The organism is Pandoraea sp. E26 (genome assembly GCF_000681415.1).
GTDB classification, from domain to species: Bacteria; Pseudomonadota; Gammaproteobacteria; order Burkholderiales; family Burkholderiaceae; genus Pandoraea; species Pandoraea pnomenusa.
The window spans coordinates 256,313-270,890 of sequence record NZ_AYXJ01000002.1 but is presented as its reverse complement, the minus strand read 5'-3'; the positions used below and the strand labels follow the sequence as shown (position 1 = coordinate 270,890).

16 protein-coding genes are annotated in these 14,578 nt (G+C 64.8%); 3 read left to right on the top strand and 13 right to left on the bottom strand.

The window, feature by feature from the left end; genetic code table 11:
- Positions 1-38: 38 nt before the first annotated feature.
- The 10 genes from W930_RS0101310 to W930_RS0101265 all read right to left on the bottom strand — a co-directional run bounded on the left by W930_RS0101310 (position 39) and on the right by W930_RS0101265 (position 9,075).
- Complete coding sequence (locus W930_RS0101310) at positions 39-830, bottom strand: MBL fold metallo-hydrolase (protein ID WP_023596658.1); 792 nt, start codon at positions 828-830, stop codon at positions 39-41.
- A gap of 8 nt (positions 831-838) precedes the next feature.
- A complete protein-coding gene (gene bamC, locus W930_RS0101305) occupies positions 839-1,981 on the bottom strand; it encodes an outer membrane protein assembly factor BamC (RefSeq protein ID WP_023873845.1) in 1,143 nt (380 codons plus the stop codon).
- 50 nt (positions 1,982-2,031) lie between these two features.
- The gene (dapA, locus tag W930_RS0101300) at positions 2,032-2,949 is read right to left on the bottom strand and encodes a 4-hydroxy-tetrahydrodipicolinate synthase (protein ID WP_036642331.1); all 918 of its coding nucleotides are present in this window, start codon (positions 2,947-2,949) and stop codon (positions 2,032-2,034) included.
- Positions 2,950-2,991: 42 nt separating this feature from the next.
- Entirely contained in the window at positions 2,992-3,588 is a 597-nt protein-coding gene (locus tag W930_RS0101295) for a bifunctional 2-polyprenyl-6-hydroxyphenol methylase/3-demethylubiquinol 3-O-methyltransferase UbiG (RefSeq protein ID WP_023596661.1), read from the bottom strand.
- Positions 3,585-4,787, bottom strand: coding sequence for a tryptophan--tRNA ligase (locus W930_RS0101290; RefSeq protein WP_023596662.1), 1,203 nt, complete (start codon positions 4,785-4,787; stop codon positions 3,585-3,587). The genes W930_RS0101295 and W930_RS0101290 overlap by 4 nt, the downstream gene beginning before the upstream one ends.
- A gap of 25 nt (positions 4,788-4,812) precedes the next feature.
- Positions 4,813-5,478: a site-2 protease family protein gene (locus tag W930_RS0101285; protein WP_023596663.1), complete on the bottom strand. Its 666-nt coding sequence runs from the start codon at positions 5,476-5,478 to the stop codon at positions 4,813-4,815.
- Between the two features lie 73 nt (positions 5,479-5,551).
- Positions 5,552-6,178 carry an L-threonylcarbamoyladenylate synthase gene (locus W930_RS0101280; RefSeq protein WP_023873841.1) on the bottom strand — a complete coding sequence of 209 codons (627 nt, stop codon included), beginning with the start codon at positions 6,176-6,178 and terminating at the stop codon, positions 5,552-5,554.
- Between the two features lie 12 nt (positions 6,179-6,190).
- Entirely contained in the window at positions 6,191-7,024 is an 834-nt protein-coding gene (locus W930_RS0101275; RefSeq protein ID WP_023596665.1) for a 3',5'-nucleoside bisphosphate phosphatase, read from the bottom strand.
- A 119-nt stretch (positions 7,025-7,143) separates the two neighbouring features.
- Positions 7,144-8,034 (bottom strand): alpha/beta fold hydrolase, encoded by an 891-nt coding sequence (locus W930_RS0101270; protein ID WP_023596666.1) that lies wholly within the window; start codon positions 8,032-8,034, stop codon positions 7,144-7,146.
- A 78-nt stretch (positions 8,035-8,112) separates the two neighbouring features.
- Positions 8,113-9,075, bottom strand: coding sequence for a ferritin-like domain-containing protein (locus W930_RS0101265; RefSeq protein WP_024788721.1), 963 nt, complete (start codon positions 9,073-9,075; stop codon positions 8,113-8,115).
- Positions 9,076-9,124: 49 nt separating this feature from the next.
- Here W930_RS0101265 and W930_RS0101260 point away from each other — a divergent pair, with 49 nt between their 5' ends.
- From W930_RS0101260 to W930_RS30350, 3 genes are all read left to right on the top strand, one after another.
- On the top strand, positions 9,125-9,649 hold the full coding sequence (locus W930_RS0101260) for a gamma carbonic anhydrase family protein (protein WP_023596668.1): 525 nt from the start codon (positions 9,125-9,127) through the stop codon (positions 9,647-9,649).
- A gap of 240 nt (positions 9,650-9,889) precedes the next feature.
- A complete protein-coding gene (hslO, locus tag W930_RS0101255; RefSeq protein WP_023873837.1) occupies positions 9,890-10,825 on the top strand; it encodes an Hsp33 family molecular chaperone HslO in 936 nt (311 codons plus the stop codon).
- Between the two features lie 189 nt (positions 10,826-11,014).
- Complete coding sequence (locus tag W930_RS30350; protein ID WP_023873835.1) at positions 11,015-11,428, top strand: hypothetical protein; 414 nt, start codon at positions 11,015-11,017, stop codon at positions 11,426-11,428.
- A 98-nt stretch (positions 11,429-11,526) separates the two neighbouring features.
- Here the strand turns inward: W930_RS30350 and ftsB are convergent, their stop codons facing one another.
- The 3 genes from ftsB to kdsA form a co-directional block, all read right to left on the bottom strand.
- Positions 11,527-11,958 carry a cell division protein FtsB gene (gene ftsB, locus W930_RS25575; RefSeq protein WP_023873833.1) on the bottom strand — a complete coding sequence of 144 codons (432 nt, stop codon included), beginning with the start codon at positions 11,956-11,958 and terminating at the stop codon, positions 11,527-11,529.
- 72 nt (positions 11,959-12,030) lie between these two features.
- Positions 12,031-13,314 (bottom strand): phosphopyruvate hydratase, encoded by a 1,284-nt coding sequence (eno, locus tag W930_RS0101240; RefSeq protein ID WP_023596672.1) that lies wholly within the window; start codon positions 13,312-13,314, stop codon positions 12,031-12,033.
- A gap of 408 nt (positions 13,315-13,722) precedes the next feature.
- Positions 13,723-14,577, bottom strand: coding sequence for a 3-deoxy-8-phosphooctulonate synthase (kdsA, locus tag W930_RS0101235; protein ID WP_023596673.1), 855 nt, complete (start codon positions 14,575-14,577; stop codon positions 13,723-13,725).
- Position 14,578: the final 1 nt, after the last annotated feature.

Below are 14,578 nucleotides of genomic sequence, written 5' to 3'. Positions count from 1 at the left end.
TTCCGCACACGTCGCGCACACACAGCCTCAGGCGCCGGCTAGCACGTCAACCAATCGAAGCCTCCCGCCTGGGTGGCCACGAGAATCTCCGTCGCCTCGCTGCCGATCACAGCCGACATCGCCGTCATGGCCAGTTCCGGCGTGTTGTTCTGCTCGCTCAAATGCGCACAGATCACGCGCTGCAATCGGGTACGGTCGATCGCCCCGAGAATTTCCGCCGCCGAATCGTTGGCCAGATGGCCGTACGTGCCGCCAATGCGCGCCTTGAGCGACGGAGGATACTTGCTGTTGGCCAGCATTTCGCGGTCGTGATTGCACTCGAGCACCAGCGCATCGCACCCGCCCAGCGTAGCGATCAGATGGGCCGTGGGGCATCCGGCATCCGTGAGCACCCCCAGCCGACGCGCGCCATCGGAGAAGACGAACTGGAGCGGCTCACGCGCGTCGTGAGGTACCGTATACGGATGAAGCTCGATCGCACCGACCGCAAGGCGTTCGTCGGACCGGCACCAGCGCACCAGCGCGTCGTCGGCGTCCACCTTGAGCGTGGCGTGCGCCTTGACGGCCTGCCCTGTGCCCCAACTCATGATGAGCGGGATCCGATACTTGCGCGTGAGGGAGAGAGCACTGCCAATATGGTCGGCATGCTCGTGCGTGATGACGATGGCGGCGAGCGACGCCACGTCGACCGAGCGAGCCGCCAGGCGCCGCTCGACCTCTCGCATCGAGAAACCGCAATCGAGGAGAATACGCGTCGTGGAGGCGCCTTCCGACGCCTCCACTAGCAGGGCATTGCCTTCGCTGCCGCTGCCTAGACTGGCGAACCGCACGCCCCGCCTTAACGGAGCTGGTTGCCGATCACACTGATGATCGTCTGCGCGATCTGCGAGTTGTCGACGTTACCCTTGTCGTCGAGCACCTGCACGCGGGTCTGGTTGTCGCCGCGCCCCTGCACGTTCACGCTGTACTTCTTCGCCTTCTTGCTGTCCTGCACTTCCTTCGCATGGAACAGGCTGTAGAAGAAACCATTGTCCTTGGCGAGCGTGGCCGGATCGACGTAGCTCACGAAGTACAAGCCCTTGGCGCGATCACGATCGTCCACGGTGAAGTTGCCGCGATCGAGCGCCACGCCCACGCGGCGCCATGCACGGTCGAACGGCTCGTTGATGTCGAGGTAGGCCGAATCGGCCGTCTTCACGACCTGGGTCGCCGGCGCACCCGGCTTGGCACTTTCCACCTGCGCCTTGGCCTGATCGGCCTGGACACCGAAGCGCTGCATCAGCTTGGTCAGCATGATGGCCTCGAGACCCGGATCGTTCGGCGCCGGCTCCCACTTGGTCGTGTCCTTTTGCGAGTTCGTGAAGACTTCGACCATGCGACGATGCGTGATGTAGATGTCCGTGCCACCGTTCGGATCACGTTCGACACGGGTGCGGAAGCGGTCGCGCTCTCCGGTGGAATACAGACCGTCGAGGACCTTGCCGAGCAGATCGCGAATGATGTCCTGATTGAGCTTGGCGCGGTTTTCCGCCCAATCGGTTTCCATCACGCCCGTGTCGGGCGAATCGATCGTCAGCACGAAGCCGTTTTCCTGCCAGAATTCACGCAACGTCGGCCACAGGTCGCCGGCGGGCTTTTGAATCACGAGCCAACGCTCGTTGCCGTCGCGCACCACCTTCATGCCAGGCACATCCGGCAGCACGGTAGTCGAGGGGTTGGCTGCCACCACCTTCTGCTGATTCTCGTAATTCGACAGCGTGGCGGTGCCGCCGGGCGTCACGTACTTGCGATCGACGGCCTGAACGTTCGTCAGATCGGGCGGCACGTCGAGCGAAGGGCCGGTCTTCGAGCTCTTGTAATCGACCTTGTCCGACGACAAGGCGCTCGAGAGCGAGCTGCATCCGGCAACGAGGGCCAACGAGGCAATAGCGGCCCATGCCAGCACGGGACGAGCTACGGAATTACTGACGATTCGTTTCATGAGTCGCAAAAAAAGGGATGGGCAACGAACCCGGGTGCCTGAACGACAGCTTAGACAACGGCAATGTTGGCCGACTTGAGGGCAGCGAGCACCGTTTCGTGGTACGGCTGCGCCAGCGGCGTGAGCGGCAGGCGAATGCCCGACGCGATCATGCCCATCTGTTGCAGCGCCCATTTCACGGGGATCGGATTGGCTTCGACAAACATGGCACGGTGCAATTCGAACAGCTTGAATTGCCATTCCCGGGCCTTGGCCACGTCGCCGGCCAGCGCGGCCGCGCACATTTCGTGCATCGCGCGCGGTGCCACGTTGGCGGTGACCGAGATATTACCCTGTCCGCCCATGAGCATCAGCGCCACGGCGGTCAGGTCGTCGCCGCTGTACACGGCGAAGCTCTTCGGGGCGCGCCGGATCAGGTCGATGCCGCGATCCAGGTTGCCGGTGGCGTCTTTCACGCCGATGATGCCGGGCACCTGCGCCAGACGCAGCAGCGTTTCATTGCTGGCGTCGGCGACCGTGCGGCCGGGCACGTTGTAGAGAATCACCGGAAGCTCGACGGCTTCGGCGATCGCGCGGAAGTGCTGGTACTGCCCTTCCTGCGTCGGCTTGTTGTAGTACGGCACGACCTGCAGCGATGCGTCCGCACCGACCTGCTTCGCATGCTTCGTGAGTTCGATGGCCTCGGCGGTCGAGTTTCCGCCCGTACCGGCGATCACCGGCACCTTGCGGCCGCGCGACTTGCCGGCCTCGGCGGTTTGCTGCACGGCGATCTCGATGAGTTCGCAATGCTCTTCGACGTTGACGGTCGGCGATTCGCCCGACGTACCGACGATCACAATGCCGTCCGTGCCTTCGTCGACATGCCAGTTGATCAGGTTGCGCAGGGCTTCACGGTCAAGGCTGCCGTCCTCTGCCATCGGCGTGACAATCGCGACAATACTGCCTTGAATCGGAGTTTGGGTAGTCATGGTTGATCGAACAATTCAGCGATAAGGGTGGATTGTAGCGGATTACGAAGCCGCCTCGTACAGCGCGGCGCTGGCGGGGTTTTCCCCGGGGACCGCGCGCGTGGCGCACAGACGCTGCACGCAGGCCGCGCGCGGCGCCGGCAGCGTGACATCCTCGAAGCCCGCCACTCGCAAGTTCGCCTCACCCGCGAGATCGAGCAATTCGCCCGGTGCCAGCAGAAACAGCGGATTGGACGGCTTCCCGTACTTTTCGTTTCCCTGCGCGAAGGTCTCGTAAATCAGCACCCCGCCCGGCGCAACGCTGGCGCCAATGGTGCCGAACAGCGGCCGGTGCAGGTAGTTCGTGACGATCACCGCGTCGAACGTTTCCCCCGCGGCGAACGGCCACGGCGCGCCTTCGAGATCGGCCGCGAGCGTCGTGACGTTTGCGAGCGTTGACATGGTGGCAAGCGCCGCCGCGTCGCGATCGACGGCCGTCACACGAGCGCCGCGCGCGGCCAGCCATCGCGCGTGGCGCCCCTGGCCGCACGCCAGGTCGAGCACGCGGGCGCCGGACGCGATCAGATGCGCCCAACGCACGACCCACGCTGACGGCGCACCCGTGCCATGCATCGTCCCCGCCACGGCCGAATCCGTCATGAATACTGAAGTCCCATGGCTTCGCGCACGTCGCGCATGATTTCCTGCGCCGACTTACGGGCTTTTTCACAGCCGTCTGCCACAATGGCGCGCAGCAGCGACGGATCGTCCATGTACTTCTGTGCACGCTCGAGCATGGGTTGCTGCTCACGCAAAATGCCTTCGATCACCGGCTGCTTGCACTCGATGCAACCGATTCCGGCGCTGCGACAGCCCTTCTGCACCCACTCGCGCGTGTCGTCGTCGCTGTAGACCTGATGCAACTGCCACACCGGGCACTTGTCCGGATCCCCCGGATCGGTGCGACGCACGCGCGCGGGGTCGGTGGGCATCGTGCGCACCTTCTTCGTGATCGATTCTGCGTCTTCGCGCAGGCCGATGGTGTTGTTGTAAGACTTCGACATCTTCTGGCCGTCGAGCCCCGGCATGCGGGATGCCGGCGTGAGCAGCGCCTGCGGCTCGACGAGGATCAGCTTGCGCGCGCCCTCGAGATAGCCGAACAGCCGCTCGCGGTCGCCCATCGACAGCGACTGGGACTCGGAGAGCATCGCGCGTGCCTGCTCCAGCGCCTCCTCGTCGCCCTGCTCCTGGTACCCGGTACGCAGTTCCAGATACAGCTTCGCGCGCTTGCTGCCCAGCTTTTTCGCCGCCGCCAGCGCCTTCTCCTCGAATCCCGCCTCGCGGCCATAAAGGTAGTTGAAACGACGCGCGATTTCGCGTGTCATCTCGACGTGCGGCACCTGATCCTCGCCCACCGGCACATGCAGCGCGCGATAAAGCAGGATGTCGGCCGCCATCAGCACAGGGTAGCCAAGGAAGCCGTAGGTCGAGAGGTCCTTTTCCCTGAGCTTCTCGATCTGCTCCTTGTACGTCGGCACACGTTCGAGCCAACCCAGCGGCGTGCTCATGCCGATCAGCAGGGCCAGTTCGGCGTGCTCGGGCACCTTGCTCTGGATGAACAACGTCGCCTGATTCGGATCGATCCCCGCGGCAAGCCAGTCGATGAGTACGTCCCACACGTTCTGCTCGATGACTTCCGGCGTTTCGTAGTGCGTGGTGAGCGCGTGCCAGTCGACCACACAGAAGTAGCACGGATACTCCGACTGAAGCTGAATCCAGTTCTTGAGCACGCCGTGGTAGTGACCGAGGTGCAGACGACCGGTCGGTCGCATGCCGGAGAAAACGCGTTCGGGGTACATGGTCTCGTTATCTTGTGCAAATACGTCAGGAAATCAGCGACATCAGCGGCGTGAGCATCCACACGATCAAGTCGCGGCCCCACTGGATGAGCGGCCACAACCACACGCGGCCGAGTACGCCACTGACCACCAGCGCCATCACGATGAAAAAGCCGAAGGGCTCCACGCGCGAGAGCGTATAGGCCGCACGCGCGGGCAGCAGCGACACCAGCACGCGGCCGCCGTCGAGCGGCGGCACGGGAAACAGGTTGAACATGCACATCACGAGGTTCACCAGCAATCCCGCCTGCGCCATCATCATGAAGAACGGCTCGTGCACGCCGGCCGCCTGCAGGCCGAGGCCGAACACGGCCCAGAGAATCGCCTGAGCGAAGTTGCACAGCGGACCGGCGAGCGCCACCCAGATCGTATCGACGCGCGGATTTCGCAGACTGCCGAACGCCACCGGCACCGGCTTTGCGTACCCGAAAAGGAATGCGCCGCTCGTCATGAAATAAAGTGCGAGCGGCACGAGCACCGTGCCGATCGGATCGATGTGCTTGAGCGGATTGAGCGTCACCCGCCCCATCAGGAAGGCCGTTGGATCGCCGAAATACTTCGCGACGTAGCCGTGGGCCGCCTCGTGCAAAGTGATTGCGAAGAGAACGGGGAGCGCGTAGACCGCAACGGTCTGGATCAGGTCTGCATTCATAGCCGGCTATTGTAGCAAGCCGGCCTGCGCGCCAGTATTACCGCGTGTTGCAACGTGCGGCGGACCACGTCCGTCACGACAGGCCGAACGGCGCGAGCGAACCCCGTCCGCGACGCAGCACCTCCGGCGGCGTGACGGTCAGATCCACCACGGTCGACGGCTCCTTCGGGCAGGCCCCGCCATCGATGACCAGGTCAAGCTGCTTTTCCAGCCGCTCGCGGATCTCCTCGGGGTCATTCATCGGCTCGGTTTCACCCGGCAGAATCAGCGTGGTGGCCAGCAGCGGCTGGCCCAGCGCCTCGAGCAATGCCAGCGTGATCGCATGCTCCGGCACGCGCAGGCCGATGGTCTTTCGCGACGGATGCGAGAGGCGCCGCGGCACTTCCTTCGTTGCCTCGAGTATGAACACATACGGCCCCGGCGTGGTCGCCTTGATCAGGCGGTACTGCCGGTTGTCGACGAGGGCGAACTCGGCCAACTCCGACAGATCACGCACGAGCAGCGACAACATTTGCTTCTCGTCGAGTCCGCGAATGCGGCGCAGGCGATCCACGGCCTGCTTGTCGTCGATGTGACAGGCGAGCGCATAGCTCGAATCGGTCGGCATCGCCACGATGCCGCCCTTGTCGATGATCTGGGCGGCTTGCTTGATGAGTCGTGACTGCGGATTTTCCGGATGGATCTGGAAGAATTGCGACATGGCGTCGTGAAGTTACTGCCAACGGCTCCAGATGGGCGTGAGGTCGTCGGGCAACGGCGGCAGCTTGCCGAGTAGCGCACGGCTCTCGGTCGGTCCATGAAAGTCCGAGCCGCGCGACGCCAGAAAACCGTACTGACGCGCGACGTCGGCATACTCGCGGTATTGCTCCGGCGTATGACTGCCGGTGATCACTTCGATCGCCTCGCCGCCCAGCGCCTGGAAGCGGTCGAACAGCGCCCCGAATTCGAGCGGCGAGAACTTGTAGCGCCCGGGGTGGGCCACGACGGCAATCCCACCCGCGCCGAGAATCCATTGCACGGACTCCTCCAGCGTCGCCCAACGATGCGGCACAAAGCCCGGGCGGCCCTCGGCGAGATATTTCGTGAACACGTCCGACACCGATGCGCATTTGCCGATTTCCACCAGATAGCGCGCGAAATGCGTGCGTGAAATCAGGTCCGGGTTGCCGACGTAACGCAAAGCGCCCTCATAGGCGTTCGGGATACCCGCCGCGGCCAGTTGATCGCTCATCTGCTGGGCACGCGTGGCCCGTCCGCCGCGCGTGGCGGCCAGTCCGTCGATCAGCGTGGGATTGTCGGGGTCGATGTTCAGCCCGACGATATGCACCGTGCGATTTGCCCACGTGATCGAGATTTCCACGCCGCTCACGTAGCGCATGCCCAGTGCCTGAGCGGCCGCACGCGCCTCGCGCTGTCCGCCGACTTCGTCATGGTCGGTCAGCGACCACAGGTCGACGCCGGCCTCGAACGCGATCTGCGCCACTTCCGACGGCGCGAGCGTGCCGTCCGACACCCTGGAATGACAATGAAGATCCGCGTTGAGCATGATGTGCCGCCGGGCAATGCGACGTCCGATCGACCAGACACCGGCGCGTGACGTAGTAATGACGGCTTCATTCTACCGCTCAAGTGCACTCGACGCGAGTGACCCGCCGACGCCCTTGCCTACGTTGCGCAGAAGTCGTCGATCAGCCGCGCGACTTCCTCGGGCTGATCGTGATGCAGCATGTGGCCGGCGTCGGCCACGAAGGCCTCCGTCAAATTCGGAAAGACCTCGAAACGCGCGCGAAAGACGTCCTTGCCCTGCGCTCCGGCGAAGTGCTGCAGCACGTCGGACTCCGTCGCCTCGACGTGCAACACCGGCGCGCTCACATTGCCCCATACGGCCTGGGCTTCCTCGAGTCGGTAAGGATACGGATTCGCCATCTTGTGCGCGGCATCGGCAAGCAGATGCCATTGACCGTCGGCAGCCCGTCGCGCCCAGCGTTGCGCGAGCCAGGCCGCGCGCTCCGGCGTGAGGCGCGGGTTGGTCCGGCGCAGTCGGGCGGCCACGTCGTCGAGCGACGCGTACGCCCGCAGCGTGGGCGGTGCCTGCAGGTCGTCGAGCCAGCGGCCCAACTGGCGGATGGCGGCGGTGGCCGGCGCAGGCGGCAAACCGAAGCCTTCGAGGTTCACGAGGCGGCGCACGCGCGCGGGGCGCACCCCCGCATACAGACAGGCGACATTGCCGCCCATGCTGTGTCCGATCAGATTGATGGCCTCGCCGGGCTCGGCGTACACGTCGAGCAGCGCCTCCAGGTCGGCCAGATAGTCCGGGAACCAGTAGCTCTCGCTGCGCCCCTCGGCCACGGGCCAGTCGGTGAGGCCGAAGCCGCGCCAGTCGGGTGCGAGCAAGTGCCAGCGCCGGGCCAGCGTCTGCGCGACAAACTGGAACGACGCCGAAACGTCCATCCAGCCATGCAGGAGAAACAGCTTGGGTGCACCGGGCGTGCCCCATTGCCGGACATGATGGCGCAGACCGCGCACGGTCAGGAACTCGGATCGCGAATCAAGCATGACGCTCACGGATACTGAAGATCGAAACGATTGAGGAACGTCGAGTATATCGGCTGCACCGCGGCATCAAAAATGACGCTACGCGCCCGCCTGGAGTGCGGCGAGTTCGGCGTCGTCGAATCCCGCGGCGCGGCGCGCTTCCAGGTTGAATGGCCCGCGCAGGCGCGGTGCGTTGTACTGGGCCGCCAACCGGGCATACGTCGCGATCGGCTCGCAACCCGCACGCTCGCAGCCCCAGCGATACCAGCGATTGCCGATGGCGACGTGGCCGATTTCGTCGCGCAGGATGATATCGAGGATCGCCGCACCGGCGCTGTCGCCCGCGCCGGCCAGCTTGGCCTTGATGGGCGGGCTGGCATCGAGGCCGCGCGCCTCGAGCGTGCGCGGCACCAGCGCCAGACGCGCCAGCCAGTCGCCCGAGGTGCGGCGCGCCATCTCCCACAGGCCGTCGTGGGCGGGAAAGCAGCCGTAGTAATACGGCTCGCCCAACGTCGTCAGATGTTGGGCGAGCAACGAGAAGTGATAGGCCTCCTCGGCAGCGACCTTGAGCCAGTCGTCGTAATACGCCGGCGGCAGGCCGTCGAAACGCCAGAGGGCATCGAGGGCGAGGTTGATCGCGTTGAATTCGATGTGGGCGAGCGCATGCAGCAGCGCCGCGCGCCCGTCCACCGACGTGACCGCGCGGTGCTTGAGCTCACGGGGCGAGACCAGTGGCGGGGCGTCGGGACGCCCGGGGATGCCGGCTTCGCGCTCGCCATCGCCTGCGCCTTGGTCGTTCACCGCAACGCCGTCGATGCCGCCAGACGGGCGCCACGGCGCGATCTGGCGCGACGGGTACCAACGCATGGCGCCCGTACGGACGGCGTCGCGCAGCGCGCTCACGCCGGCGGCTTTCTCGTACGGGTCTCGCTGGCGCAGCAAGGCCAGCGCGCGTTCGCGCGCGCAATCGGATTCACTGGAAGCTTTCGGAAAGGCTGGAATGCCGCCGGCAGCGGCGGTCCCCGGGGTGTCGCCGCCGGGCACGGGAGTGAAGTCGGCCATGACGTTACAATAGCAATTTCGTCGATTTTAACCGCGAAGCGAAGCTGCCATGCCGATCTATAAACTTGGAGACAAGACCCCGCAGATCCACGAGAGTGCTTTCGTGGCCGACACCGCGACCATCATCGGCGAGGTGATTCTCGCGGAGAACAGCAGCGTGTGGCCGGGGGTCGCGATCCGCGGCGACAACGAACCGATCCGGGTCGGCGTGGGCACCAACGTTCAGGAAGGCGCCGTGCTGCATGCGGATCCGGGATACCCGCTTACGCTCGCCGAAGGGGTGAGCGTGGGCCATCAGGCCATGCTGCACGGTTGCACGGTGGGAGAGAACTCCCTCGTCGGCATTCAGGCGGTGCTGCTCAACGGTGCGGTCATCGGGCGCGACAGCCTCGTGGGCGCCGGCGCACTGGTCACCGAAGGCAAGACGTTCCCCGACCGCTCCCTGATTCTGGGCGCGCCGGCCAAGGTGGTGCGGGAGCTGACCGACGAGGAAGTCGCCAACCTCAAACGCAACGCCGACGTGTACGCGGCGCGCCGTCAGGTCTTCAAGGAACAACTGGTGCGCATCGGCTGAACGCACCGTCGGCGAGCGGCGTGCGCTGGCCGTCCGGCGCATGACCTGCGGCGCCGGCGAGTTGAAAATGCGGCGCGCGCCCCCAGATAACGCAATATCGACGCGCCAATCTTCGGCTTTTGTGCCAATTCGGGACGATTTGCCCGGTGTCCCGGCGATTGCGGCAGCCCCAGTGCGCCTCGCCTTCGATCGCCGCCCGTCACACTGACCGCCGTTGCCGCATTTTTCAGGAATTCGACCGTGTCCGACCAACTTCAGAAATTCATGTTCGACGCCGCCCCGGTACGCGGCGAGTACGTCAGCCTCGACGCCACCTGGCGTGCCGTGCTGGAGCGCCACGACTACCCGCCGGCGGTGCGTCATCTGCTGGGAGAGATGATGGCGGCAGCCGCGCTGCTCACCGCGAACGTCAAGTTCGACGGTGCCCTCATCCTGCAGTTGCACGGTGACGGTCCGGTGAGCATGGCCGTGGTCGAGTGCAACGCCGATCTGACGATGCGCGCCACCGCCAAGTACAGCGGCGACATTCCGGGCGACGCCACGCTCGAGTCGCTCGTCAATGTCCGCGGTCGCGCGCACTTCGCCATCACGCTCGACCCGCGTGAGAAGCAACCGGGCCAGCAACCGTATCAGGGCGTGGTGCCGCTGTCCGACGAGCACGGTGCCCTGCCCGACATGGCTTCGGTCCTCGAACATTACATGCATCACTCGGAGCAGCTCGACACCCGTCTGTGGCTGGCTTGCGACGACAATCACGCCGTGGGCATGCTGCTGCAAAAGCTGCCGGGACATGGCGGTACCGCGGGCACCGGCGCCGAGCGCGCACCGGAACTCGACGAGGATACGTGGAACCGGGTCTGCCAGTTGGGCAACACGCTCCAGCGCGAGGAAATGCTGAGCACCGACCGGGAGACCATGCTCCATCGTCTGTTCTGGGAGGAGGCGGTACGCGTGTTCGAACCACTGGTCACGTCGTTTCGCTGCACCTGTTCGCGCGAGCGCGTGGCCAACATGCTGCGCACGCTCGGGGAGGCCGAGGTCATGAGCGTGTTCGACGAGCGTCCGAACGTCGAAGTTGCTTGCGAGTTCTGCCGTCAGACGTACCATTTCGACAAGGTGGACGCCGCGCAACTGTTCACCGAGCAATCGCACGCCGCGCCGTCCGCGCAGCATTGATTCGCGCCCAAATCGCCGGCGCAACCGGAACAGCGAACGCAGTACCGCACGGAACCGTAAGCCAGGCCAGTGAATCTCAATGACAACGTCGGTCTGCGACGTCGGACGGTGCCATCGCGCCGCGACGCCGCGGGTCAATCCGACACGCCTTCCGACACTCGATCAGGCACTCGCCCGGGGAATTGACGCATGAAGGTATTCGGTTCCATGGATCACTCGGCTATCCGGCCCGCCGCCGCGGCGCTGGGCGTGGCCGTCATGACGCTCCTGTCCGGCTGTGCGCAATGGCAGTTGCCGCCACCCGACGCACCGGCGGCACGCCTGCCGGCGACGCCGGTGGCGCCGGCCCTGAGCGACGCGCAAGCGCAGGATCTGACGCGCCTGAACAAGCGCATCTACGACGAGCAGGAATCGACCATCGAGCGCGAACGCGCGCAGCGCGCCTACGAAAGTGCCATGCGCACCTACTACAACAGCAACGCCTACTTTTATGGCGGCTGGGGCAGTCCCGGTTGGTATGGTCCCGGTTGGTATGGCCCTGGATGGTACGGGCCGGGCGGGTATGGACCGCGCTCGTCCATCGGGGTGGGTATCGGTTTCTGAATCCGGCCGGCATTGGCGCCGCGCGCGACAAAGTAAAAAGGCGTTCCGTGAGGAACGCCTTTTTGCGTACTACCGTCCGCGCGCCGCGCCAGTGACAATCAGTGATGTTGCGACTTGTGCGCAGATTGCGTCTTGCCCTTCGACGGCGACGCGGGCGTTGCGGCGGGCGCCGCGGCCCCCACCGACTTGTGCGCGGGCTCGGTCGACGAGACGAGCGGCGCGTCGGCACCCGAAGCCCCTTGCGGGCCGCCAGCGCCATCCGGACCGACGAACTGCACGAACACTTCGCCATCCTTGACCATGCCCAGCTCGAAACGAGCACGTTCTTCGATCGCCGAGGTGCCGTCCTGCAGATCCTGCACTTCGCCGGCCAGACGATCGTTACGTTCCTTCAACTGCTCGTTCTTCTGCTGTTCGGCGCTCAGCTCGTCGCGCAGTTCGTGCACGTACAACCAACCACCGTGGCCGAACCAGAGCGGATACTGGATCGCCACGAGCAGCAGCACCAGCACCAAGGTCACCATTCGCATGCTTTCGCCTGGCAAGAATTCCGGGAAACGTGCCGCGACCGACGTCACGGCCCCTCTCCCGGGGAAACGGAATTAGCGCAGATTGTAGAACGTTTCCTTGCCCGGATACGACGCGATATCGCCGAGATCCTCTTCAATGCGCAGAAGCTGGTTGTACTTGGCGATACGGTCGCTGCGCGAGAGCGAACCGGTCTTGATCTGACCGGCGTTGGTGCCCACCGCGATATCGGCGATCGTCGAGTCTTCGGTCTCGCCCGAGCGATGCGACACCACGGCCGTGTACCCGGCGCGCTTGGCCATTTCGATGGCGGCAAACGTCTCGGTGAGCGTACCGATCTGGTTGATCTTGATGAGGATCGAGTTGGCCACGCCCTGCTCGATGCCCTGCTTCAGAATCTTCGTGTTGGTCACGAACAGATCGTCGCCGACCAGTTGCACCTTCTTGCCGAGTTTCTCGGTCAGGATCTTCCAGCCGGCCCAGTCGTCTTCCGACATGCCGTCCTCGATCGAAACGATCGGGAACTTGTCGCACAGGTTGGCGAGGTAGTCGGCAAACTCTTCCGAGGTCAGCGACAGACCTTCACCGGCCAGCTCGTACTTGCCGTTCTTGAAGAACTCGGTCGAAGCACAGTCCAGCGCCAGCAGGACGTCGTCGCCCAGACGATAGCCGGCGCTCTCGACGGCTTGTTGGATGGTGGTCAGGCACTCTTCGTTCGAGGCGAAGTTCGGGGCGAAGCCGCCCTCGTCGCCTACGGCCGTGCTCATGCCCTTCTCGGCGATCAGTTTCTTGAGCGCGTGGAAGATCTCCGCGCCGCAACGCAGGGCTTCGCGGAAGCTCGACTGGCCGACCGGCATCACCATGAATTCCTGGATGTCCAGGCTGTTGTTGGCGTGTGCGCCGCCGTTGACGATGTTCATCATCGGCACCGGCATTTGCATGGCGCCCGAACCGCCGAAGTAGCGATACAGCGGCAGGCCGGCTTCCTCGGCAGCGGCCTTGGCCACCGCCATCGACACGGCCAGCATGGCGTTCGCACCGAGGCGCGACTTGTTGTCGGTGCCGTCGAGCTCGATCAGGGTCTTGTCCAGAAAAGCCTGTTCGGCGGCGTCCAGGCCCATGATCGCTTCCGAAATCTCGGTGTTGATATGCTCGACAGCCTTCTGCACACCCTTGCCGAGATACCGCCCCTTGTCGCCGTCACGCAGCTCGATGGCTTCGCGCGAACCGGTCGACGCGCCCGACGGCACTGCCGCGCGGCCCATCACACCCGACTCCAGCAGCACGTCGCACTCGACCGTCGGGTTGCCGCGCGAGTCCAGCACTTCGCGCCCGATGATATCTACGATTGCACTCATGTATTCCTCGGTATCTGTAAGACAAAAACGCTAAAGGGAACCTGCTTCGCGCCGCCATCCGTCACCGGCCGCCGTCCAGGTCGGGCGCGCAAGCCCATGTGAGCCGCACGCGCCGAATCCTGACATGGACGCCGATGCCGCGCTTGCGCGCGCACCGACAGAGGCGACACCTGGACGGGGGAACAACGGCGCCTCGAATTGAGGCACGGCGGCCTGTGGGATGACATCGATGTCGACGGTGCGCTCGGCGTACGGCACGCGGGCATCTCCTGAGGCTCACCCTCGCGACGGCCACTGCGACCGCTGCGCGACAAGCTTAACGACTCGACGCCATGCTGCCAAGGCGTCTGACCGCTATACCCGTCCTGTGAGCGTGCTGATACTGGCCCCAGGACGGTGTGTCTCATTTCAGTTGAAATTATTTTCCAGAAACTCGCCCTGCTTCACTGCCGCATCGATGGTCTTGAGCGTAGTGAGCAGTTCGCGCATGCGGCCCAGCGGCACGGCGTTGGGGCCGTCCGACAACGCGCAGGCCGGGTCAGGGTGCGTCTCCATGAACAGTCCCGAGACACCCACGGCCACGGCCGCTCGCGAGAGCACCGGCACGAACTCGCGCTGGCCGCCCGAACTGGTGCCCTGTCCGCCCGGCAACTGCACGGAGTGCGTGGCGTCGAACACGACCGGCGCACCGGTCTCGCGCATGATCGCCAGCGAACGCATGTCCGACACCAGATTGTTGTAGCCGAACGAGACACCGCGTTCGCAGGCCATGAAGACATCATCGGGCAGGCCGGCTTCGCGCGCGGCGTCGCGAGCCTTGTCGATGACGTTGATCATGTCGTGCGGCGCGAGAAACTGGCCCTTCTTGATGTTCACGGGCTTGCCCGACTGGGCGCAGGCACGAATGAAATCGGTCTGGCGGCACAGGAAGGCAGGTGTCTGCAGCACATCGACGATGGGCGCGGCCACCGCCACGTCCTCTTCCGTATGCACGTCCGTGAGCACCGGCACGCCGAGTTGACGGCGAACTTCCTCGAGGATCTTCAGACCCGCCTCGCGCCCAGGGCCGCGGTAGGACTTGCCCGAACTACGATTCGCCTTGTCGAACGACGACTTGTAGATGAACGGGATGCCAAGCGCGCCCGTGATTTCCTTGAGCTGCCCCGCGACGTCGATCGTCATTTGTTCCGACTCGACGACGCAGGTGCCTGCGATCAGGAAAAACGGTTTGTCCAGGCCAACCTCGAAACCACACAGTTTCATG

Coding starts and splice junctions, on each gene's coding strand:
- bamC (WP_023873845.1), bottom strand. CDS start 1,981: ATGAAACGAATCGTCAGTAATTCCGTAGCTCGTCCCGTGCTGGCATGG.
- dapA (WP_036642331.1), bottom strand. CDS start 2,949: ATGACTACCCAAACTCCGATTCAAGGCAGTATTGTCGCGATTGTCACG.
- W930_RS0101295 (WP_023596661.1), bottom strand. CDS start 3,588: ATGACGGATTCGGCCGTGGCGGGGACGATGCATGGCACGGGTGCGCCG.
- W930_RS0101290 (WP_023596662.1), bottom strand. CDS start 4,787: ATGTACCCCGAACGCGTTTTCTCCGGCATGCGACCGACCGGTCGTCTG.
- W930_RS0101285 (WP_023596663.1), bottom strand. CDS start 5,478: ATGAATGCAGACCTGATCCAGACCGTTGCGGTCTACGCGCTCCCCGTT.
- W930_RS0101280 (WP_023873841.1), bottom strand. CDS start 6,178: ATGTCGCAATTCTTCCAGATCCATCCGGAAAATCCGCAGTCACGACTC.
- W930_RS0101275 (WP_023596665.1), bottom strand. CDS start 7,024: ATGCTCAACGCGGATCTTCATTGTCATTCCAGGGTGTCGGACGGCACG.
- W930_RS0101270 (WP_023596666.1), bottom strand. CDS start 8,034: ATGCTTGATTCGCGATCCGAGTTCCTGACCGTGCGCGGTCTGCGCCAT.
- W930_RS0101265 (WP_024788721.1), bottom strand. CDS start 9,075: ATGGCCGACTTCACTCCCGTGCCCGGCGGCGACACCCCGGGGACCGCC.
- W930_RS0101260 (WP_023596668.1), top strand. CDS start 9,125: ATGCCGATCTATAAACTTGGAGACAAGACCCCGCAGATCCACGAGAGT.
- W930_RS30350 (WP_023873835.1), top strand. CDS start 11,015: ATGAAGGTATTCGGTTCCATGGATCACTCGGCTATCCGGCCCGCCGCC.
- ftsB (WP_023873833.1), bottom strand. CDS start 11,958: ATGCGAATGGTGACCTTGGTGCTGGTGCTGCTGCTCGTGGCGATCCAG.
- eno (WP_023596672.1), bottom strand. CDS start 13,314: ATGAGTGCAATCGTAGATATCATCGGGCGCGAAGTGCTGGACTCGCGC.
- kdsA (WP_023596673.1), bottom strand. CDS start 14,577: ATGAAACTGTGTGGTTTCGAGGTTGGCCTGGACAAACCGTTTTTCCTG.